This window comes from Acinetobacter sp. V116_7 (genome assembly GCF_056735735.1).
In genome coordinates, this window is record NZ_JBWZIF010000013.1 from 53,389 (window position 1) to 74,685 (window position 21,297).

The window sequence follows — 21,297 nt, forward strand, 5'->3', positions numbered from 1 at the left end:
TAAAAGATGAGTGCAATTCAATACGAAAAAAATGCCGACAATATTGTCATTTTAACGCTTGATTCAACAGGTCAATCTGCGAACACCATGAATGCCGAGTTTCGTGACTCGCTTGATGAGGCGACTCAGAAACTTAAATCAGAAACAGAACTTTCAGGTGTTATTTTCCGCTCAGCTAAGAAAACTTTCTTTGCAGGCGGTGACCTAGATGAGCTAATTCAAGTTCAACCTGAACATGCGACTGACTTTTTTAATATGGTTGAAAAGCTAAAAGGTCATTTACGTACAATTGAAACCCTAGGAATTCCAGTTGTTGCTGCATTAAATGGCACTGCACTTGGCGGTGGTTGGGAAATCGCATTAAGTTGCCATCACCGTATTGCAATCAATGACGCGAAAAGTAAATTTGGCCTACCAGAAGTCACTTTAGGTTTGTTACCGGGTGGCGGCGGTATTGTGCGCATGGTACGTCTGCTTGGGCTTCAAAATGCATTTCCTTTCTTAATGGAAGGCAAACAGTTCGGTGTTGATAAAGCAAAATCTTTAGGTTTAATTCACGATACTGCTGAAAATGAACAAGAGCTTTTAGATAAAGCAATTGCTTGGATCAAAGCAAATCCAAAATCTCAGCAGCCTTTTGATGTAAAAGGCTACAAAATCCCGGGTGGTGATCCAAAAACGCCAGCAGTTGCACAAGTTCTTGCAATTGCCCCAGCCATGTTAAGAGACAAAACTAAAGGCTGTTACCCTGCCCCTGAAGCGATTATGGCTGCCGCAGTTGAAGGTGCTCAAGTCGATGTAGATACTGCACTGCGTATTGAGTCTCGCTACTTTACTCAGCTTACAACAGGCCAAATCTCTAAAAATATGATCGGCACTTTCTGGCACGGTCTAAATGCAATTAAGTCTGGTGCGAGCCGCCCTGCCGACGTTGCAAAATGGCAAGCCACTAAAGTTGGTGTGTTGGGTGCTGGCATGATGGGTGCTGGCATTGCTTATTCAACTGCAATTAAAGGCATTCCTGTTGTACTTAAAGATGTATCTGTTGAAAATGCGGAGAAAGGCAAAGCATATTCACAAAAGCTTCTTGATAAACGTGTTTCACAAGGCCGTATGACTGCAGAAAAACGTGATCATGTTTTATCGCTCATTACGGCTACAGCGTCAGCTCAAGATCTTCAAGGCTGTGACTTAATTATTGAAGCGGTATTTGAAAATCAAGAACTCAAAGCCAAAGTCACTCAAGAAGCTGAACAATATTTAGCGCCTAATGGCGTAATGGCATCCAACACCTCAACCCTGCCAATTACAGGTTTAGCTCAAGCAAGTAAGGATGATAAAGCTTTTATCGGTCTGCACTTCTTTAGCCCTGTCGACAAAATGCAGTTAGTCGAGATTATTAAAGGTAAAAACACCTCCGCAGAGACTCTTGCTAAAGCCTACGACTTTGTACAACAAATTGGAAAAACACCGATTGTTGTCAATGATAGCCGTGGTTTCTTTACCAGTCGCGTGTTTGGTACATTCATTCAAGAAGGTATGCGTTTGCTTGCAGAAGGCGTCCACCCAGCACGTATTGAAATGGCTGCCCTTAAAGCTGGTATGCCAGTTGGCCCACTCGCTATTCAAGATGAAGTGTCTTTAACCTTAACTGAACATGTTGCAAGTGAAGCACGTAAAGCCCTGCAAGCTGAAGGAAAAGATTTACCTAAAACTTCTGTAGATGAAGTGGTTCACACCATGATTCATGAGTTAAACCGTAAAGGTAAAGCAGCTGGAGCTGGTTTCTATGACTATCCGGAAAATGGCAAAAAGCATCTCTGGGAAGGCTTGAACCGTTGGCAAAAAGATCATGATATTTCTGAACAAGACATGATTGATCGCATTCTGTTTGTACAGGCACTAGATACCTTACGTTGTTATGAAGAAGGTGTGTTGGAGTCTGTAATTGATGCCAATGTCGGTTCTATCTTTGGGATTGGTTATGCACCTTGGACGGGTGGAGCAATTCAATTCCTGAATCAATACGGCACTGATAAAGCACAAAAACGAGCTGAAGAGTTAGCTGCTAAATATGGTGAACGCTTCACACCGCCAGCATTACTAAAAACCAAAGCTGAGCAGAAACAAAATATTCAATAACTTAGACTTATTAAATATTTAAAAACTGCATAAACCTTGCCCATATAAATATATTTTATTTATATGGGTTTTTCTTTATGACCTTTAAGATTTCAGCCTCACACCTAAATATGCTATAAATAGACTTCATTTTTGTGCTTCTACAGCACATTCGAGAAATCCTTATGTCCGATAAAAATTCTTCCGAGTCAGCAGTTCTAGGCTGGAAATTTGTTCTGATCGTTGGTGTTTTAAGTGCGATTTTCCTTGGCTTTTTCTATTTAGCAATGAGTAATGAACCTGACTACATGCCAGGAGCACAGCGCAAAGCACAACAAGAGCAAATGCAACAAAAAGCTGAACATTCTACAGAGCAACACGCGCAACATGACGATATGCCTGGAATGGATATGCAAGAACATAAGCACTCAACTCAGTAATCAGATATTTTTCAAATGACAGATCTTTCCCGCAACGCATTGGTTGTAGAGGGTGGAGGCATGCGTGGTGCCTTTACCAGTGGTGTACTTGACTCATTTTTACAACAGCAGTTCAATCCTTTTGACTTATACGTTGGTGTATCGTCTGGTTCAACCAATGTGGCTAACTACTTGGCAGGCCAGCAAGGCCGCACTCTAACGTTTTATGTTGATCACTCACTTCGTCCTGAATTCATCGATTACAAACGCTTTTTCAAAGGCGGTGATTTACTTGATTTAAAATGGATGTGGGAAATTGGTGAGCAAGAGCACCCGCTTGACCAACAGAGTCTTTTTGCCAAAAATCCTGATTTTTATATGGTGTTGACGCATGCCAAAACAGGTCATGCGGAATATCTCCGTGCTGGTAAAGATAATTTGCTAAATGCACTTCGTGCTTCTAGCTCAATTCCAGTTTTAACGCGTCATCCCGTCGACATTATGGGGGAACCTTATTTTGATGGTGGTGTTGCAGATGCTCTACCCGTTCGCTGGACGGCGCAGCAAAGTGATGTAAAAAAACTATTGGTTTTACGCACACGTCCGAAAAATTACTTTAAGGCGAGTAGTCGAGGCGATCAATTCCTCGCGAAATATGCATTTAAACATCATTATGGTTTTGCAAACAGCTTACGTAGCCGTTGTGCTCGTTATAACGCTTCGGTCGATTTTGTTCGTGGTGAAAATCCAGAACAGCAAATTTTAGAAGTTTGTCCACCCCCTCTTAAAAATATGGCTGGTCGTTTAACTACTAACCCGAAAAAGCTTCGTTATAGCTATGAAGTCGGCTTAGAAACAGGGCTACAAGCAATTGAAAGCTGGAATGCAATGAAATAAATCCAACTTGAGATTTCTAAAAAGAAGTCTCAAGTTAATTCTAAAATCATATCAATATGTGGAATACCACAATCTTGGTAAATCTCACCTTGCACCTGAAAACCTAAAGCTTCGTAAAAAGCTGTCACATAAGTTTGCGCAGAAAGCTTTAAATAAGGCAGTTTATGATGGTGCGCATAGTCAATAATATGCTGCATTAAAATTTTACCGATACCCTGCTTTCGATAAGGCACTAAAACAGCAACACGCCCTACGCTATGCTGTGGTAACAGACGTGCTGTAGCGATAGGCTGCTCTTTGTCATAAACAATAAAATGTAAAACTGTGGCATCCAAGTCATCCCACTCATCTTCAGGCGCAATTCCCTGTTCTTGAATAAAGACTTGTTCACGGATGTATTTCGCATCTTTCTCGAGCTGTTCCCAACCACCCGCTATAATTTTATACATCCGCTCACCGTCCTAGCACTTGCAGCCAATATTTTCGATCGGCAACTGATCTTGTAACAACAATTCCAAAGTCTGTTTTTTAATACCGTACATTTCTTTCAATGCTTGGATTTGAGCCATAATCTTGGCATCAGGTTCAGAAACGTTTTTGCGTTTCGTCGCCAAAATCATTTTGTTTTTGCTGGTATGTTCAAGCGATACAAACTCAAAAACTTTAGTTTCATAGCCATACGCTTTTAAAAGTAACGCACGTAACGTATCGGTTAGCATCTCGGCTTGTTGCCCCGCATGAATACCAAACTGTAGCATTGGTTGTAAAACTTCAGGACTATGTAATTGTGGGCGTAACTCTTTGTGACAACACGGCGCGCACATAATCATCGAAGCGTTTAAACGAATTCCAGTATGAATGGCAAAGTCTGTTGCAATATCACAGGCGTGTAAGGCAATCATAACGTCCAGTTTTTCTGGCTGATAACTACGGACGTCACCTTCAAAAAAGTCTAAGTGGTTAAAATGCACTTTGTCTGCAACATTCTGGCAAAACTCAACCAGATTCGGGCGCAATTCAACTCCAGTGATCAATGGTGTTTTTTGCTGCTCTTGCAAATAATCATATAACGCAAAAGTTAAATAACCCTTACCAGAACCAAAATCTACAATCCGTAACTCTTGTTGAGATGCATCAATTTGCTCATAAGCACTCGCAAAGATTTCAATAAATTTATTAATCTGTTTCCATTTACGCGCCATGCTTGGAATGATTTGGCCTTTTTCATCGGTAATACCAAGCTCTTTTAAAAACGCATTGCCCTGCTGTACATAGCGTTGCTTTTCGCGATCATGAGTCTGAACCGTTTGCGTCGCATTTACTGCCTGCTTTTTACCCATATTTAAGAGGGCTTTTTTCTTATTTTTTTTAAGTTGAATTTCTTGAGTAGTCGAAAATAAGTTTGCTTGTTTACACTGAATGATCAATTGCTCAATCTGTTGCAAGCCTTCTTCAAATGAATAATTTTTTGTCACATCTTGGGTAGTATGATGGTATAAAGCTGAAAGCTGTTTTTGTCCATGTAGCTCTACAACGCGGAAAGTAATTTTTTCCAGCTGAGCCAACTCTCCTTTATATTGGCTCAAGATCAAACGCTCAAAAGCTTGTTGGTCAAGCATTTGCTTGATTTCATGAAAGAATTGCTGTTCTTGCTCAAAGGAGAAAACCGACACGGATATACCTAAAAATGAAGACTCATATAAGATAGAAGTTTAAAGGGTCTAGGATTAAAAATAAAATAACTTTACGACTGTTTTGTATTTCTATACATTCGTATTTTTAATCAAAAAAATTAAACTTATGAGTAAATCTATGTTGGAAACTTACGATCCAAAAGAAGAACTATTTAATGCCTACAGCCATGGGGCTGGTATTATTATGGCAGTTATAGCTTCTATCTTTTTAATTATAAAGGGATCTTATCTTTCAACTGCTCAATGGGTGGGTTTATGGGTATATTCATTTAGTCTCATTCTGGTTTTCACCAGCTCTACACTTTACCACTTTGCTCAAACACAAAATCTACGCTACTGGTATAAGAAACTTGACCATACAGCTATTTATTATTTAATTGCTGGAACGTATACCCCCTTCTTAAGCATCGCAATTCCTACTACAAAAGCTCACTATCTGTTGATTGCACTCTGGAGCATCGCTGCAATTGGTACACTTTTCAAGTTAGTTTTTATTCATCGTTTTCAAAAAATTTCTTTGCTAGCTTATATTTTAATGGGATGGCTTGCTGTGTTTGTAATGGATGACATGCGCACTTATTTAAGTAAAGACGCATTGATTTTCTTAATCATTGGCGGCTTAGCTTATACGGTTGGAGCATTGTTTTACGCATTAAAAAAGGTAAGATATACCCATGCGATCTGGCACATTTTTGTGCTTTTAGGTGCAGGAGCACATTTTCTTGCTATCTATTGGTACATAGTTTAGTTCATTTTTCACTCTTATTCAGTGATCCTGAAAGAGTCATGGATGATGTTCTTTCACGCTATTCTTTTAGAAAAAATACGTCTTTAAAAGGAATAGTAAATTAAAAATAAATTTTAACTGATATAAGGTTTTATATGGATTCAACCTCTGCGACTGCTGCTCCGGCAGTAGCCACTAATTCAAAAACACGGGTTTTGTTTGCAAGCTTAGTCGGTACCACTATTGAGTTCTTCGACTTTTATATCTATGCAACTGCTGCCGTTATTATTTTTCCTCACTTGTTTTTCCCTGCTAGTAGTGGCAGCGCCGCAGTCTTACAATCTTTAGCAACCTTCGCAATTGCCTTTATTGCCCGCCCCATCGGTGCAGCAATATTTGGACATTTAGGAGACCGTATTGGTCGGAAAGCCACATTGGTTGCAGCTTTACTCACCATGGGTATTTCAACCGTATGTATTGGTTTACTTCCTACCTATGCACACATCGGAATCTTCGCACCCCTACTATTGGCTGTATGCCGTTTAGGACAAGGGCTAGGCTTAGGTGGTGAATGGAGCGGTGCAGTATTACTCGCGACTGAAAATGCCCCTGAAGGTAAAAGAGCATGGTATGGCATGTTCCCACAGCTTGGTGCTCCAATTGGTTTTATTTTGGCAACAGGTTCATTTTTATTATTGAGCGCAACTATTCCTGAGCAAGCATTCATGCAATGGGGTTGGCGTATTCCATTTATTGCAAGTGCTGTATTAGTGATTGTGGGCTTATATATCCGTTTAAAACTACATGAAACTCCAGCATTCCAAAAAGTTTTAGATAAGCAAAAAGAAGTTAATATTCCATTTAAAGAAGTTATCACTAAACATACGGGTAAGCTGATTCTTGGTACGATTGCAGCAATCTGTACGTTTGTCGTGTTCTATCTTACTACCGTCTTTGCCTTAAACTGGGGAACCACAAAGCTTGGCTATGCACGTGGTGAATTCTTAGAACTTCAACTCTTTGCAACCCTTTGCTTTGCTGCATTCATTCCTCTATCAGCTATTTTTGCAGAAAAATTTGGTCGTAAAACAACCTCTATTGGCGTCTGTATTGCTGCTGCGATTTTCGGCTTGTTCTTCTCTAGTATGTTAGAGTCTGGAAATACCTTAATCGTCTTCCTTTTCTTATGTACTGGCTTGGCGATTATGGGATTGACCTATGGTCCGATTGGTACAGTTCTTTCTGAACTTTTCCCAACATCAGTTCGTTATACAGGTTCGGCATTAACATTTAACTTAGCAGGCATTTTTGGTGCATCATTTGCGCCACTTATTGCAACTAAACTTGCTGAAACTTATGGTTTATATGCAGTTGGTTATTATCTGACTGCGGCATCCCTTTTATCACTCATCGCATTCTTACTCATTCGTGAAACAAAAAATGATGATGTGAATAATCAGATCTAAAAATTAGAAATTCTTATATAAAAAAGCCGGTTCAAAATTGAACCGGCTTTTTTATAAATATATGATCTTAATTTATTGATGCTGGATTCGAAGGTGCAATGCTATTTGATACAGCAGGAGCTGTTACATTACTTGCTGCAACAGCAGCTGGTCCAGCAACAGCAGCTTCACCAATGAGTGCAACTTTTGCTTTTTCTTGGCTCTTTACAGATAAAGCAGGGTTAGTTGCTACAATACGATTAATGTTTGCTGAGTTTGCTGGAGCAATCGCAGTCGTTTGTAAAATAATTGGGCGATTACCTGTGTTACCCAACGTATAGCGAATGCCTGTACGCGGGCTAATCACTGTAGTATTTTCTTGCTTCACTACAGCTTGAGCCGAAGTTGGGCCTTTTGCTGCAAGTACTTTATCAACCGTTGTCGTTTGAGGGGCTGAAGCTGCTTCTGCTGCGAAAACAAAACTAGGCACAGCAAGAACAGTTAAAAATAAAGGTTGTAATACTTTTTTCATTGTCTTTCCAACATACACTCTGGATGAGAAGTAAATAGCATTTAATGCTTAAAACTGCAAACATTATTCACAGGCTTACTACAAACATAAAAAAAGCAGAACAATTGTTCTGCTTTTTTTCGTTAAGGCAGATTAAATCTTACCGTGACATTGTTTATATTTTAGTCCAGACCCACATGGGCATGGTGCATTACGGCTTTCTGGAACAGGGAAAGCCTGCTGATCGTTAGACTCGTTCACGCTTTCTTGAGAAAGTGTAACTTCACCAGTTAAACCATCTACATCATCATGTTCAAAAGAAAGCTTCATTGATTCAGCTTGCTGCTGCTGTTGAGCTTCCATTTCTGCAAGTTCTTCTGGTGTTGGGATATGTACACGAGACAAATCAGTCACAACATCAGTTTTAATAATACCCAGCATATTTACAAACAGGTTGAAAGCTTCTTTCTTATATTCCTGTTCTGGGTTCTTTTGCGCATAGCCACGTAAGTGAATACCTTGACGCAAATAATCCATTGCAGCCAAATGATCTTTCCAATGACGATCAAGAGAGTTTAAAACGAAGTGACGTTCAAGCATTGCGGCTGATTCATCACCCATTTGAGCGCGGCGTTGACGATAACGTTCAATTACTTCATCGCTAATACGCTCAACTAAACCTTCTTCATCTAGACGGCGATCTTGATCTAACCATTCTTGAATTGGTAGCTCAATACCCAAATCAATACGTAGAGCGTTTTCTAAGCCTTCAACATCCCACTGGTCATGAATTGACTCTGGTGGAATAAAGTTAGCAATCACGCCTTTCATCACTTCGTGATGCATTTCTTCAACGTATTCTTTTAAAGTATTTTCAGCTAACACTTCATCACGTTGTGAATAAATGATCTTACGTTGTTCATTATTCACATCATCGTATTTCAATAAGTTTTTACGAATATCAAAGTTACGCGCTTCAACTTTACGCTGAGCATTCTCGATTGAACGACTCACCATTTTGTGTTCAATCGCTTCATTTTCTTGGAGACCCATCGCACGCATCATTCCGACTACGCGATCACCTGCGAAAATACGCATAAGGTCGTCTTCAAGAGACAAATAGAAACGAGAAACACCAGGGTCACCCTGACGGCCCGCACGACCACGTAACTGGTTATCAATACGGCGTGATTCATGGCGTTCAGAACCAATGATATGCAAACCACCTGATTTCAATACATCTTCGTGGTCTTGTTCCCATTGTGCTTTCAGACGTGCTTCATCTTCAGCAGTAGGGTTTTCAAGTTTGGCAAGTTTTGCTTTCCAGTTACCACCCAAGATAATGTCCGTACCACGACCAGCCATGTTAGTTGCAATCGTTACTGCATTCGGGCTACCTGCCTGAGCAATAATGTCAGCTTCACGCTCATGTTGTTTTGCATTCAACACTTCATGATGAATGCCAGCTTGCATTAACTTAGAAGATAAAATTTCACTGGCTTCAATGGTCGCTGTACCAATCAGAATTGGTGCAACACCTTGCTCACGAATATTCGTAATTTCCTGAATAATCGCATCGTATTTACCGTTACGGTTTAAATAAATTAAATCGTTTTGGTCATTACGTACCATTGGGCGGTGAGTTGGAATAATCACAACATCAAGGCCATAAATTTCTTTCATTTCCGCGGCTTCAGTATCAGCAGTACCTGTCATACCTGAAAGCTTTTTATATAGACGGAAATAGTTCTGGAATGTTGTGGTCGCTAGTGTTTGGTTTTCAGGCTGAATTTCCAAACCTTCTTTCGCTTCAACTGCTTGATGCAAACCTTCTGACCAACGACGACCTGGCATTGTACGGCCAGTGTGTTCATCAACAATCACGACTTCGCCATCGTGAATAATATAGTGAACATCACGTTGGAATAAGAAATGTGCACGAATGGCAGCAGACACATGATGAACAAGGCTCAGATTCGTTGCTGAATATAGGCTTTCACCTTCAGCCAACAATCCCATTTGAATAAGTTCTTGTTCAACAGTTTCATAACCAATTTCGGTCATTTCAACTGAACGCTGCTTTTCATCAATCCAGAAATGCCCACCATCTGCAACTTTTTCTTCTTTTTGCGGATGTAATTTAGGAGGAATCGTATTGATTGCAGAATACAGATGCGAAGAGTCTTCACTTTGACCAGAAATAATTAATGGTGTACGTGCTTCATCAATCAAGATTGAATCAACTTCATCGATAATGGCATAGTGCAAACCACGTTGTTTCTTTTCTGCTAAAGAAAACACCATGTTGTCACGTAAGTAGTCAAAACCGAATTCGTTATTGGTACCATAGGTAATATCAGCAAGATAAGCTTCCGCTTTTTCAGACGGACCTTGCATTGAATAGATCGTACCAATGCTTAAACCTAAAAACTCAAATAATGGACGGTTCAACTCGGCATCACGCTGTGCCAAATAATCGTTCACCGTAATGACATGAACGCCTTCGCCACTTAATGCGTTTAAATAACACGCCAAAGTACCCATCAGGGTTTTACCTTCACCGGTACGCATTTCGGCAATTTTACCTTCATGCAAGGTAATACCACCAATAAGCTGAACGTCATAGTGACGCATGCCCATTACACGCTTGGCTGCTTCACGACAAACTGCAAATGCTTCTGGAAGTAATTTATCTAAACTTTCGCCATTATTATAACGTTGTTTGAATTCTGGAGTTTTTGCAGATAAGTCTGCATCGCTTAAAGCTGATATCGTCGGCTCGAGCGCATTGATTTGCTCAACAATTTTGCGCATTCGTTTGAGTTCGCGCTCATTTTTTGTACCGAAGATACCTCCGATCAGACTTGCCAACATGGATAAACTCTCTAAATCTTGCTTGGTCAAATGAATAAACTTTTTCTCAGTCGTTTATTATGGTGCCAGAAATTTGAAGTACAAGGGGTTTGCACAAAACCCCTAAAAAAAATCTGATAGTTAGATGAATGGTATTTCATTCATCTAGTCCCCCTTAATGTATTTGGCGCCTAAAACGCACCATTAACGCTCATCTATTAAGCATAACTTCCGAGAAATCTAATTTAGCAAATTTACCTTAAAGTTACATTGATTAAGCACTTAAAATAATGAGTTTTAGTCATATATATTTACACTTATATAAAAATTTCATAATAAAATATAAAAACAATAATTTTAATCATAAAGTAAATGCTGCATATTCATTCAATCGAATAACAAATTATGAGCAATTGAGGAAATATCATGACACTACGATTAGGAGACACTGCCCCCGATTTTCAACAAGAATCGAGTGAAGGCACAATTAGTTTTTATGATTTTTTAGGGGATAGTTGGGGAATCTTATTTTCACATCCAGCCGACTATACGCCAGTATGTACAACAGAATTAGGCTATACAGCAAAATTAAAAGATGAATTTACGAAGCGTAATGTTAAAGCGATTGCTTTGTCAGTAGATGATGTAGAGTCTCATAAGGGCTGGATCAACGATATTAATGAAACACAAAACACAACGGTAAATTTTCCAATCATTGCGGATAAAGATCGTAAAGTATCTGAGCTTTATGGCTTCATTCACCCTAATGCCAGCGAAACTCTGACAGTGCGCTCATTAGTGATTATTGATCCGAATAAAAAAGTTCGCTTAATCATTACCTACCCTGCTTCAACAGGTCGAAATTTTAATGAAGTTTTACGTGTGGTTGACTCATTACAATTAACTGACAAGCATAAAGTCGCTACACCTGCGAACTGGCAGCAAGGTGAAGATGTCGTTATTGTGCCATCACTTAAAGATGAAGAAGAAATTAAACAACGCTTCCCTAAAGGTTATACAGCGGTTAAACCTTATTTACGCCTAACACCACAGCCTGAAAGCAATAAAACCGACTAAAGGTTTTATTGCTTGCAAGACAAGCGAAGCACGTAGGCAAGCCTCTGAAAGGTTCCTTGCAAGACAAGCGCGTAGGCAAGCATCAAAAGATTTTAAATAAGCCAACCACGTAGTAAATCGTAAGCAAAATAAGTAAATTTTTCACCCTTAAAAAGCCATCCAACGTGATGGCTTTTTTATTTATGTATTGAATACACATGGTTTTTACTGCTCAGATCAGTTATAACTCGAAGCGATTCGGTATAAAAAATAAAAATCATGATCTATAAAATTCATCATTTAAAGTGTGGCAGCATGTGCCCAGTTTGTGCCCCACTCTTTGGACAAAAAGGCTTTCGGGCTGAAGTCGTCTGCCATTGCCTTCTGGTTGAAACTGATCGAGGCTTAGTGCTTATTGATACAGGCTTTGGCTTGCAAGATTATTTACATATGAAACAACGCCTAGGCTCATTAGTTAAACGTTTAGGTAAAATTGAGCCTAACCTTGAGTTTAGTGCTATTCAGCAAATTCAAAAGCTCGGGTTTAATCCAAAGGATGTACAACACATCTTTGTCACTCACCTTGATTTTGATCATGCAGGTGGAATTTCAGATTTTCCACATGCCACTGTGCATGTTTTAGCTGCAGAATATAACGCAGCCCAACTTCCAAATTTTAAGGGCAAACTTCGCTATAGAACCAATCAATATAAAGATCATCGCTACTGGAACTTTGTTGAATACCAGCAAGGTGAAGCATGGTTCAACCTCGAAAGGGTAAAAGGCTTTCCTCTGTTTCAAGATGAAATTTTAATGGTGCCTCTATTGGGGCATTCAGCTGGTCATTGTGGTATTGCCATAAAGCAACAAAATCAATGGTTATTATTTTGTGGAGATGCTTACTACTCACATCTAGAGTTAAACCCTAAAAATAAATTAAGATCACTCAGTGTGCTGGAAAAAACATTTGCAGAAGATAATGAGCAACGCCTTGTTAATCTCAAACGCTTACAGCATTTAGCTCAACATGAGCCAACGATTGAAATTATTTGTGCTCATGATCCTTATGAGCTTAATCGGTATCAAACATGAAAAAATTATCGCTCATCACACTTCTCATCTGTATAAATTTACAAGGATGTATGCAGCATGAAAGTATCGCTCATGAGCAACGACCAAAAGACTGGGGCACCTTAGTCTCTCAGAGCCATAACTTTTATCAAATTAGTAATGATGTTTTTCGCAGTGAACAACCTAGTGCTGCAATGATTTCAGAATTAAAGAATTATCAAATTGGAACAATTATTAATTTAAGGGCCAAAGACGCAGATACTTTAGTTTTTAAAAATGAAAATTTTAATCTTGTGCATATTCCTATCAACACATGGGCAATTAACCGCCAAGATTTATTAGAAGTCATGCAACAAATCAAAATTGCTAAACAGAATAATCAACGTGTTTTATTGCACTGCTACCATGGTTCAGACCGTACAGGCGCCAGCGTTGCCATGTATCGCATTATTTTTGAAAATTGGGCAATTGATGATGCGGTTAAAGAAATGAAGGAAGGTGGTTATGGCTACCATATTATTTGGAAAAACATTGACCGTTTATTCACCCCTGAAAATGTAAAATGGATTCAACAGCAACTGTCGAATCCATCTTAACTATATATTGAGTAAACCTTAGATCAGATTAACGCTGATCTAATGGTACCCAATCAATGACCCAAGCCGATTTCATATTTAAACTTGAATCAGAAGTAATTTTCTTACGAGCGGCATCTGCTGTATCACGGTCTTTCGCAGGTCCAACCATAATACGGATGCCCTTACTAGTTTGGCTCGTAGTTACCTTATAGCCTTTAGCTCGTAATTTAGAAACAACTGCATCTGCATTTGCTTGGTTAGCAGCCAATGCAACTTGCACCATCCACTTTTTATCACCATTTTCCAGCAATTCACGCGCTTTTTCAGCCTCAGCTTTTTTATCAGCTTCTGCTTTACGTTTAGCCTCTGAGGTTTTCTTATCAGCTTCTGCTTTGTGTTTTGCTTCAGTTGCTTTTTTATCGGCTTCTGCCTGACGCTTTGCTTCAGTTGCTTTCTTATCGGCTTCCGCTTGACGTTTTGCTTCAGTTGCTTTTTTATCGGCTTCTGCTTGGCGCTTTGCTTCAGTTGCTTTCTTGTCAGCTTCTGCCTGACGTTTTGCTTCAGCTGCTTTCTTATCAGCTTCCGCTTGGCGTTTTGCTTCAGCTGCTTTTTTGTCTGCATCTATTTTTGAAGTATCAGTTGTTTTATTTGCAACATTAGTTTGCTGGTTTTTAGCTTTCGCCTCACCAACTAACTCTGGTGGAATATTATCTGAACTTTCTTGAGCAGCTGTACGACGTGCATTAATCGCAGCATACTCTGCTGCGGCTTTACGAGCAGCATCAGCTTCTGCTTGCTGTTGCATTGCTAAAAACTCAGCTGCACGTGCTTCTTGCTCAGCAACCGCTTTTTCACGCGAACGGCGCTGTTCTTCTAACAAACGTTTTTCTGTTTCAACATCAACCGCTAGAGGCTGTAGTTGTACCATTTGTCCTTCGGTTGCTTGCTTTGGCTTAGTTTGAGTTTTTGGTGATGTGGATGCCGGCGGTTGAACTTCAACCTGTTTTATTTCCTCATTTCCTTTTAGAAGTAATGCTGCCAATAAAACACCACCTCCCAGTAAAACAACACCACCCATCCAGCGTTGTTTGTTATTCATTGACATTCTTCCAAATACTCCCAAATCGCTTCTAAAGTATGAAACGAACCACAGGCCAAAATCAGCTGATTGTTATTTGTTTGCTCAAGCGCTGATTTAAAAGCCTCTTTAATATTGCCGTATTGTTGTACTGTCTGGCCTTGCAAGGCATCATTGAGTTGCTGAATCGGTGCAGCACGCGGCACATTCAACTCAGCAATTTTCCAATGTAAAACAGTAGGTTTCAATAAATCGACTACTGATTTTATATCTTTATCTGCCAGCATTGAAAATACTGCGACAACTTCTGTGTACTGTTTATTGTATTCTAAGAAATTTCGCAATTGCTTTAACAAAAATTCAACACCATGTGGATTGTGTCCGGCATCAAAAATTACCGTTTTCCCCTCCACTTGACGCTGCTCAAAACGTCCTGCTAAACGTGCAGATTGAATACCTTTTTCTAATGCTGACTGAGAAATTTCAAGTCCGCTGTTTAAAATAGCGGCAACCGCTCCCGCAATATTTTCAATAGCTAAATGGCCTAAAGGAAGCTTTAAAGTAGTTCCCTCTGAGGCAAAGTACCAGTTTTGTCCATCATCGGCGAGTTTATAAAAATAATCACGATTAACGGTATATAAGTCTGCTTGTGTATTTTCTGCTTTATCTTGGATTGCTTGAGGCAATTGTTGTTCACCGGCAAAGACAACCGGAATTTGTGGACGAATAATGCCAGCTTTTTCAAAAGCAATTTTTTCGATAGTATCGCCCAACCAGTCAGTATGATCTAGGCCAATATTAGTAATAACTGCAATGTCGGGATTAATTACATTGACGACATCTAAGCGTCCGCCCAAACCAACTTCGAGCACCCATACATCACATTGCTGTTGTTTAAAAATGACAAAAGCAGCCAAAGTGGTTGCTTCAAAAAAAGATAAGCTTAAATCACAATCGCGACGAGCCTGATCGACTTGAACAAAAGCATCAATCAGACTTTGATCATCGACTTCAACTCCACCTAATTTGACTCGCTCATTAAAGCGATAGATATGCGGTGACTGATATAACCCAACTTTATAACCCTGTGCGTTTAATATCGCGGCCAGTGTGGTTGTAGTTGAGCCTTTACCATTCGTTCCGGCTACTGTAAAAACTTTAGCAGTAGGCTGAGTTACACCCAGCTTTTCTGCAACAGGAATTACACGTTCCAGACCAAGATCTATCCCTGTAACGTGAACATGGCTCCAATAATTGAGCCATGTATCTAAAGAGTCTATTGAAAGTGGAGCTTGTTGGTTCAAGGTAAGTTCATCAATTTCGATACAAGTCGAGATACAGTATCACGTAAAGCGTGACGATGAACAATCTGATCGATTACACCATGATCAAGCAAATATTCAGCACGTTGGAACGGTTCTTCTAGCGTTTCACGTACAGTCTGCTCAATTACACGTTTACCAGCAAAGCCAATCATCGCTTTAGGTTCAGCAATATGAATATCACCCAACATTGCTAAAGAAGCTGTTACACCGCCATATACAGGATGTGTTAACACCACGATATAAGGTAAACCTGCATCTTTTAATTTTTGGATCGCCGCTGAAGTACGAGCCATTTGCATAAGAGACAGCATACCTTCTTGCATACGTGCACCACCAGAAGCTGCGAAACAGATCAATGGTTGACGTTTTTCAATAGCAAGTTCAGCAGCCTGAACAAAACGGTCGCCTACAACTGTACCCATAGAGCCGCCCATAAAGTCGAACTCAAAAGCACATGCAATCATATCTACGCCATTTAAATTACCTTGCATGGCAATTAAGGCTTCCGTTTCACCAGTTTTGGTTTGCGCTTCACGCATACGATCTGGATATGGCTTAGTGTCGACAAACTTTAACGGATCTTTCGCGCTAAATTCTTGCCCTAATTCTGCTACAACATTGTCGAAGAACCAGTTCAAACGATCACGAGCTTTCATACGTAAGTGTTCATCACACTGCGGACAAACATACGCATTGAAAGAGATTGCTGTACGTGTCACTAGAGCATGACATTCAGGGCATTCAATCGTTGGCTCAGTAAATGTTGCTTTGAGAATTTGTTGCTCATTTGCGACTTCAATACCTGGAACCGGACGTTTTGTCCATGGTGTCGAAGGGCTAAGAACTTTCCCTGATTTCACTTCTTGATTCATACTAACTCATCGAGCGCTGCTCGAAGCTCCTTGACTTTATTCACCGTCTGTTCAACAGCGTCATCCGCTGCCAACGTTGCAAAATTTTTAACGAAAGCACTACCCACAATCACAGCATCAGCAACGCTACCCATTGCTTTTGCTGAAGCAGCATCACTAATACCAAAACCAACACCTACTGGAATATCAGTGGCATTTTTGATTTTTTGAATACGTGCAGCAGCTTCTGCCTTATCTAGTGTTGCGGCTCCCGTTACACCCTTAAGTGAAACATAGTAGATAAATCCACTTGCCTGATTTGCCACATGTTGAATGCGTTGGTCTGTAGAAGTTGGTGCGAGCAAGAAGATTTGATCCATGTCATGTTGCTTCAACACAGTACCAAACTCTTTTGACTCTTCTGGCGGTAAATCCACCAGTAATAAGCCATCTACACCACACTCTTTCGCATGAGAAACAAACTTCTCGTAACCAATCACTTCAACCGGATTTAGATAACCCATTAAAACAACAGGCGTATCCTGATCCTGTTCACGGAACTCCTTTACCATATTAAGAGCATCTAATGTGTTAGTCCCTGCTGCAAGCGCACGTTCAGCTGCAAGCGCAATTACTGGACCATCGGCCATTGGATCTGAAAATGGTAAACCAAGCTCAATGACATCTACTCCTGCTGCAACCATTTTATGCAGTAACGGAACTGTTACTTGCGGTTGTGGATCACCCGCCATGACATAAGATACAAGCGCTTTACGTTGTTGGGACTTAAGCTTTTCAAAACGGGTGGCAAGACGTGACATAGGGTTGTGCTTTCCTTGAATTATTTAAAATTGAGGAGTTGTTTGTAGAAATACAAGAACATCGCATTTTAACGCTATTTTTTGTCCATTGAACAGGTCTAACGTTATGGCGATATTCGATTGTATGATTCATACAACCCATGGCGTACATTTATCAATATTTTGAAACTTTTCTCAATGATCAAAGCTTCCTATTTTCGAGCCATTATTAGATCGTCATCTGAATAGAAAATCGCCACAGAAAGGCTATTTTATTGCATTTTTATTTGTTAGCTGTAATTGTCTTTTTCTTGCTAATAGGGTTTGTCCTGTCAAATTTTTATGGGCACGTGCAAGTGCTGACTGGTCCGAATATCCCAATTGTTCAGCAATTAAAGTGAGGCTGGCATTTTGGTTAAGTAATATCTCACAGCGCCTCATACGCTCTGCATCTAAAATTAATTTAAATGAAGTGTTTAATGACTGTAGCTGACGCTGCAAGCTTCGTACTGAAATATTCAACTCGATGGCAATATCTTCTATTTTAGGGGCCTGCTGCCTTTGCTTAAAATATTCATGGACGATCCAATGTATTTGCTGAGCTAAATCTGTATGTATTTTACGCTGAGCTAACGCCTCTTCTGCCTGTTTCACTAAAAGTTGCATTAAGGTTGGGTCTGCATGCTGAGGTCGAATACTTAGTCCCTCACTTGCAAAAGTTAATGCATAGTAAGGTTTTTCAAATGATAATTTGCATTGAAAGAAACGCTGATAGTGCACTAACGGACCACGTGCACGGTGAACGAACTCAACTTGTTGCAAGAGAAAATCATGTAGTGGGGCGATCTGTTTAGCAAGCTGTACCATCGCTGCCAAGGTCAATTCACAAAGTATGATATTGCTGTCATCAACCAAGGGCCAATACAAACGAATTTTTGAAGCATCTTGCTCAATTTGCATAGGTACCACTTGCTCACCGTCAATCACCAGACGATGAAACTTCATAATATATTCAAGAACCTCTGCAAAACTGCCACTTCGGGATGCCATATAGCCCAACACTCCAAAATTGGCAGGTGTAATGCAAGTGGCCATTTCCAAAGCTAAATTGGATACTTGTAGCTGAGATTCGGTTAGCTCTAAAAGCTCAAGAAAAAAATTTAAAGATGATTGAGCATCAATAGACGAAGCTAAAATATTTTGAACTTGTCGGGCCTGAACATCCGTCAGATTTAATGCCTGCCAGTCGATTTCCCTTTCTTTTAAGTAAGTATTCCAAAGGTAAAAATACCCATTTGAAATCGTAAAATCCTGCATGGCGCATCCTTTTTTTACTGCCATCTTGTCGCAAACTGTATAAAAATTGGCAATAACTGTCAAAACAAAGCCGACCAGCCGCGACATACTAGTAAACAAGTTAGATGCGAGAAATAAAATATGAACGCACATGTTTCTTATCAAATCGAGCCAGTGGTTCGTAAAGATCTAGATTTTCATTTAAACGAAGCGCCTCGCTTTTGGTTTAATAATGATCCTTTTTTGACTCGTATGTTTGATGCACTCAGCTTAACCTTTCCTGATGGAGAGCGTTATTTTATCGAATGCGTTCGTATGTTCCGTGACAAAATTGAAGATCCAGAATTACAAAAACGAGTTGTGGACTTTATTAAACAAGAAGCTCAACACGGTATTGCTCATGACAAAATGAATCAGCTCATGAAAGAGCAAGGTATGCCGGTTGACCAATTCACAGCTACGCTAAAAAGAATTTTTCGTTTTGAACTCACCAAACGCTCACCACAATACAATATTGCAATGACGGCAGCAGCTGAACATTTAACTGCATTAATGGCAGAAACGTTTTATAGCAATAAAAAAACTTTAGAAAATGCTCACCCGTATGTCCGAGCGCTGTTTGCTTGGCATGCTATTGAAGAAATGGAGCATCGTGATGTTGCTTTTGATGTCATGAAACAAGTAGGTGAAGTTCCTGAGTCGACTCGTCGTTTTGTATTGGTTCTTACAACAGTACTCATGTTTGGTTTTACGCTCTATCGCACCAACATCATGTTGAAATGTGATGGCTTTAGTTCTAGAGAAAGACTCTTGATGAGCCTTAAAGGCTTACCTTGGTTCTTTGGTAAAAATGGCACATTAACCGCTATGAAAAGCCAATATTTAGATTGGTTTAAAAAAGATTTTCATCCAAGTCAGCATCCGGTCATTCGTCAATACCCAGTCTGGATTGAAACACTTGAAAAGACCAATGATCCTATTGCAGCTGGTGAAGCATTTTGGCAAGCAGGTTTATAACCTGCTTGTTACCATTTTGCATAATGTTGTTCTAGTAAACCATATTGCTCATTGCAATTGATTATCTCGGTTGCCTCATGCTCAATCGTGCCGCTAATTTTAGCTTGCCACTGATTGAACTGGCTTCCAATCATTCTTAAATTAATATTTTCGTATCGGCACCAACCAATATGGACCTGTAGATTAAGTTTTTGATCTAGAGAGCTAATTTGCCAAAGTTCATCATTTACTTTTTCAAATAAAACATCAGTCAGTGGAAATAAAACTCCGTTAATCCATAAGCAATTTTCATTACCAAAGCTTTCATTAACCCCTGAAGCTAAATTTAAACCAATACGTCGCCCTTGCTCATCCCAAAAATTACATGAAAGCCAGAACCAAGCTGTTTCAGGTCGCAAAAAACCACATGTATCATCTAGAGATGCAAATGTCTTTTCATCAAATTGTACAATTTGGTTTTGTTTATTAATAAACATCCCTTCTACACCCAGCGTGGTCTGCTTTTGGGTATAGGTCCAACCGTTAATACCTGTCGGTGTACATAAACTTAAGATATCGGTTCCAGCACAAAAAATACGAGCGCTAAGTTGAATCTCACCATATTTAGTCACTCGAATATATCGCACCCCATTGGCATGCTGGATATCAAACTGATAAGGCGATTTAGAAAAATAGCTTTGATTAAACAATGGCTGTTCATCAAGATAGGTTTTATGCCCCAAAGGCTGAATTGCATTCCACTCAATGACCTGCTGAGTTTCATGATCATAAATATAGAAAAAACCGTGCCCGACCCAACCGATATCTGCAATCGCTAAACCAATACTATAATGTTTGTGTTGAATACCGCAGAATTTAAATTTTTTATATTTTAATTGCTTACGCCAGCCCTTTAAGACCTTACCATAAGGGGTTTTATAAATATAATGTTGTACATGAATGGTTGACGGTACAGATTCAAAACGCCCATAACGAGGCTGTCCATTTTCTTGAATTAAATCCATTTACTCACTTCCATATGAATATTAGATTTCAAATGACCTATACCACGGTCAAATACGTATTTTCCCAAATTGTTGCAGCAAAATCGCCTTTTATTAAATGAATATAGCGCCCTGCTACACAATCTATTGCTAAGCAGTCATCAATATCAATGACTCGATCTGTGTGTGCTTTTTGCCACTGTTGATCTATAAATTGTTTACCTAATTGTTTTGCAACGATAGCATTTGGTGCAACTACAAACTCATAACGGTGAAGCTCACCGAATTCACGAGCATTATATCCACCCAGATTAATTAAATATAATTTTAAATCATCTGGTTTGGGTGCTGCATCTGTAAAATGAATTTGATAATTTTTCCCTTGAGAGTTAACACCAGAGAGCTTGGCCCAAGCATCAATATGTAATCCTTGAGCCTCACCAAACCAAGCCTGTTTAAGTTGAGGATAAACTTCTTCCAAAGTATCTCCTACAGCCATGACTACATCATGAACTTCTGTATTAGCACGTGCATGACGCCCGCCTAACATCACCATAAACAAGCTTGGCATTATA

20 protein-coding genes are annotated in these 21,297 nt (G+C 39.6%); 9 read left to right on the forward strand and 11 right to left on the reverse strand.

Annotated elements, in window-relative coordinates:
* Positions 1-6: 6 nt before the first annotated feature.
* The 3 genes from AC1PJP_RS04180 (at position 7) to AC1PJP_RS04190 (ending at position 3,437) form a co-directional block, all read left to right on the forward strand.
* Positions 7-2,142 carry a 3-hydroxyacyl-CoA dehydrogenase NAD-binding domain-containing protein gene (locus AC1PJP_RS04180; RefSeq protein ID WP_479766570.1) on the forward strand — a complete coding sequence of 712 codons (2,136 nt, stop codon included), beginning with the start codon at positions 7-9 and terminating at the stop codon, positions 2,140-2,142.
* 164 nt (positions 2,143-2,306) lie between these two features.
* Entirely contained in the window at positions 2,307-2,561 is a 255-nt protein-coding gene (locus AC1PJP_RS04185; RefSeq protein ID WP_086399651.1) for a hypothetical protein, read from the forward strand.
* A gap of 15 nt (positions 2,562-2,576) precedes the next feature.
* On the forward strand, positions 2,577-3,437 hold the full coding sequence (locus AC1PJP_RS04190) for a patatin-like phospholipase family protein (RefSeq protein ID WP_107881254.1): 861 nt from the start codon (positions 2,577-2,579) through the stop codon (positions 3,435-3,437).
* A gap of 29 nt (positions 3,438-3,466) precedes the next feature.
* Here AC1PJP_RS04190 and AC1PJP_RS04195 read toward each other — a convergent pair whose 3' ends face one another.
* Positions 3,467-3,886 (reverse strand): GNAT family N-acetyltransferase, encoded by a 420-nt coding sequence (locus AC1PJP_RS04195; protein WP_199987474.1) that lies wholly within the window; start codon positions 3,884-3,886, stop codon positions 3,467-3,469.
* 12 nt (positions 3,887-3,898) lie between these two features.
* On the reverse strand, positions 3,899-5,110 hold the full coding sequence (locus AC1PJP_RS04200) for a class I SAM-dependent methyltransferase (RefSeq protein WP_199987473.1): 1,212 nt from the start codon (positions 5,108-5,110) through the stop codon (positions 3,899-3,901).
* Between the two features lie 127 nt (positions 5,111-5,237).
* Between AC1PJP_RS04200 and trhA the strand changes: the two genes are divergently transcribed.
* Together trhA and AC1PJP_RS04210 are read left to right on the forward strand one after the other, a co-directional pair.
* Positions 5,238-5,879: a PAQR family membrane homeostasis protein TrhA gene (gene trhA, locus AC1PJP_RS04205; RefSeq protein WP_199987472.1), complete on the forward strand. Its 642-nt coding sequence runs from the start codon at positions 5,238-5,240 to the stop codon at positions 5,877-5,879.
* A gap of 134 nt (positions 5,880-6,013) precedes the next feature.
* Entirely contained in the window at positions 6,014-7,324 is a 1,311-nt protein-coding gene (locus AC1PJP_RS04210) for an MFS transporter (RefSeq protein WP_013196873.1), read from the forward strand.
* Positions 7,325-7,391: 67 nt separating this feature from the next.
* On the opposite strand, the gene AC1PJP_RS04215 is transcribed toward AC1PJP_RS04210, so the two are convergent.
* Both AC1PJP_RS04215 and secA read right to left on the reverse strand, forming a co-directional pair.
* The gene (locus AC1PJP_RS04215) at positions 7,392-7,835 is read right to left on the reverse strand and encodes a hypothetical protein (protein ID WP_004789183.1); all 444 of its coding nucleotides are present in this window, start codon (positions 7,833-7,835) and stop codon (positions 7,392-7,394) included.
* Between the two features lie 132 nt (positions 7,836-7,967).
* Positions 7,968-10,688: a preprotein translocase subunit SecA gene (secA, locus tag AC1PJP_RS04220; protein ID WP_013196872.1), complete on the reverse strand. Its 2,721-nt coding sequence runs from the start codon at positions 10,686-10,688 to the stop codon at positions 7,968-7,970.
* Positions 10,689-11,093: 405 nt separating this feature from the next.
* On the opposite strand from secA, the gene AC1PJP_RS04225 reads away from it, so the two are divergent.
* The 3 genes from AC1PJP_RS04225 (at position 11,094) to AC1PJP_RS04235 (ending at position 13,390) form a co-directional block, all read left to right on the forward strand.
* On the forward strand, positions 11,094-11,744 hold the full coding sequence (locus tag AC1PJP_RS04225) for a peroxiredoxin (protein WP_151821343.1): 651 nt from the start codon (positions 11,094-11,096) through the stop codon (positions 11,742-11,744).
* Positions 11,745-12,002: 258 nt separating this feature from the next.
* The gene (locus AC1PJP_RS04230; protein ID WP_215903579.1) at positions 12,003-12,815 is read left to right on the forward strand and encodes an MBL fold metallo-hydrolase; all 813 of its coding nucleotides are present in this window, start codon (positions 12,003-12,005) and stop codon (positions 12,813-12,815) included.
* Positions 12,812-13,390, forward strand: a complete 579-nt coding sequence (locus AC1PJP_RS04235) for a dual specificity protein phosphatase family protein (protein WP_479766571.1) — start codon at positions 12,812-12,814, stop codon at positions 13,388-13,390. Before AC1PJP_RS04230 ends, AC1PJP_RS04235 begins: the two co-directional genes overlap by 4 nt.
* A 28-nt stretch (positions 13,391-13,418) precedes the next feature.
* On the opposite strand, the gene AC1PJP_RS04240 is transcribed toward AC1PJP_RS04235, so the two are convergent.
* The 5 genes from AC1PJP_RS04240 to AC1PJP_RS04260 form a co-directional block, all read right to left on the reverse strand.
* Positions 13,419-14,477, reverse strand: a complete 1,059-nt coding sequence (locus AC1PJP_RS04240; protein ID WP_479766572.1) for an SPOR domain-containing protein — start codon at positions 14,475-14,477, stop codon at positions 13,419-13,421.
* Positions 14,468-15,754 carry a bifunctional tetrahydrofolate synthase/dihydrofolate synthase gene (folC, locus tag AC1PJP_RS04245; protein WP_322005863.1) on the reverse strand — a complete coding sequence of 429 codons (1,287 nt, stop codon included), beginning with the start codon at positions 15,752-15,754 and terminating at the stop codon, positions 14,468-14,470. The genes AC1PJP_RS04240 and folC overlap by 10 nt, the downstream gene beginning before the upstream one ends.
* Positions 15,751-16,647, reverse strand: a complete 897-nt coding sequence (gene accD / locus AC1PJP_RS04250) for an acetyl-CoA carboxylase, carboxyltransferase subunit beta (RefSeq protein ID WP_005309656.1) — start codon at positions 16,645-16,647, stop codon at positions 15,751-15,753. The genes folC and accD overlap by 4 nt, the downstream gene beginning before the upstream one ends.
* On the reverse strand, positions 16,644-17,447 hold the full coding sequence (trpA, locus tag AC1PJP_RS04255; protein WP_479766573.1) for a tryptophan synthase subunit alpha: 804 nt from the start codon (positions 17,445-17,447) through the stop codon (positions 16,644-16,646). The genes accD and trpA overlap by 4 nt, the downstream gene beginning before the upstream one ends.
* Positions 17,448-17,693: 246 nt before the next feature.
* Entirely contained in the window at positions 17,694-18,743 is a 1,050-nt protein-coding gene (locus AC1PJP_RS04260; RefSeq protein ID WP_198307079.1) for an AraC family transcriptional regulator, read from the reverse strand.
* A 120-nt stretch (positions 18,744-18,863) separates the two neighbouring features.
* On the opposite strand from AC1PJP_RS04260, the gene AC1PJP_RS04265 reads away from it, so the two are divergent.
* Positions 18,864-19,739 (forward strand): metal-dependent hydrolase, encoded by an 876-nt coding sequence (locus AC1PJP_RS04265; protein ID WP_416685705.1) that lies wholly within the window; start codon positions 18,864-18,866, stop codon positions 19,737-19,739.
* A gap of 8 nt (positions 19,740-19,747) precedes the next feature.
* On the opposite strand, the gene AC1PJP_RS04270 is transcribed toward AC1PJP_RS04265, so the two are convergent.
* Positions 19,748-20,743 (reverse strand): DUF2804 domain-containing protein, encoded by a 996-nt coding sequence (locus AC1PJP_RS04270; protein WP_416685704.1) that lies wholly within the window; start codon positions 20,741-20,743, stop codon positions 19,748-19,750.
* Positions 20,744-20,780: 37 nt separating this feature from the next.
* Complete coding sequence (locus tag AC1PJP_RS04275; protein WP_151767514.1) at positions 20,781-21,293, reverse strand: DUF1543 domain-containing protein; 513 nt, start codon at positions 21,291-21,293, stop codon at positions 20,781-20,783.
* Positions 21,294-21,297: the final 4 nt, after the last annotated feature.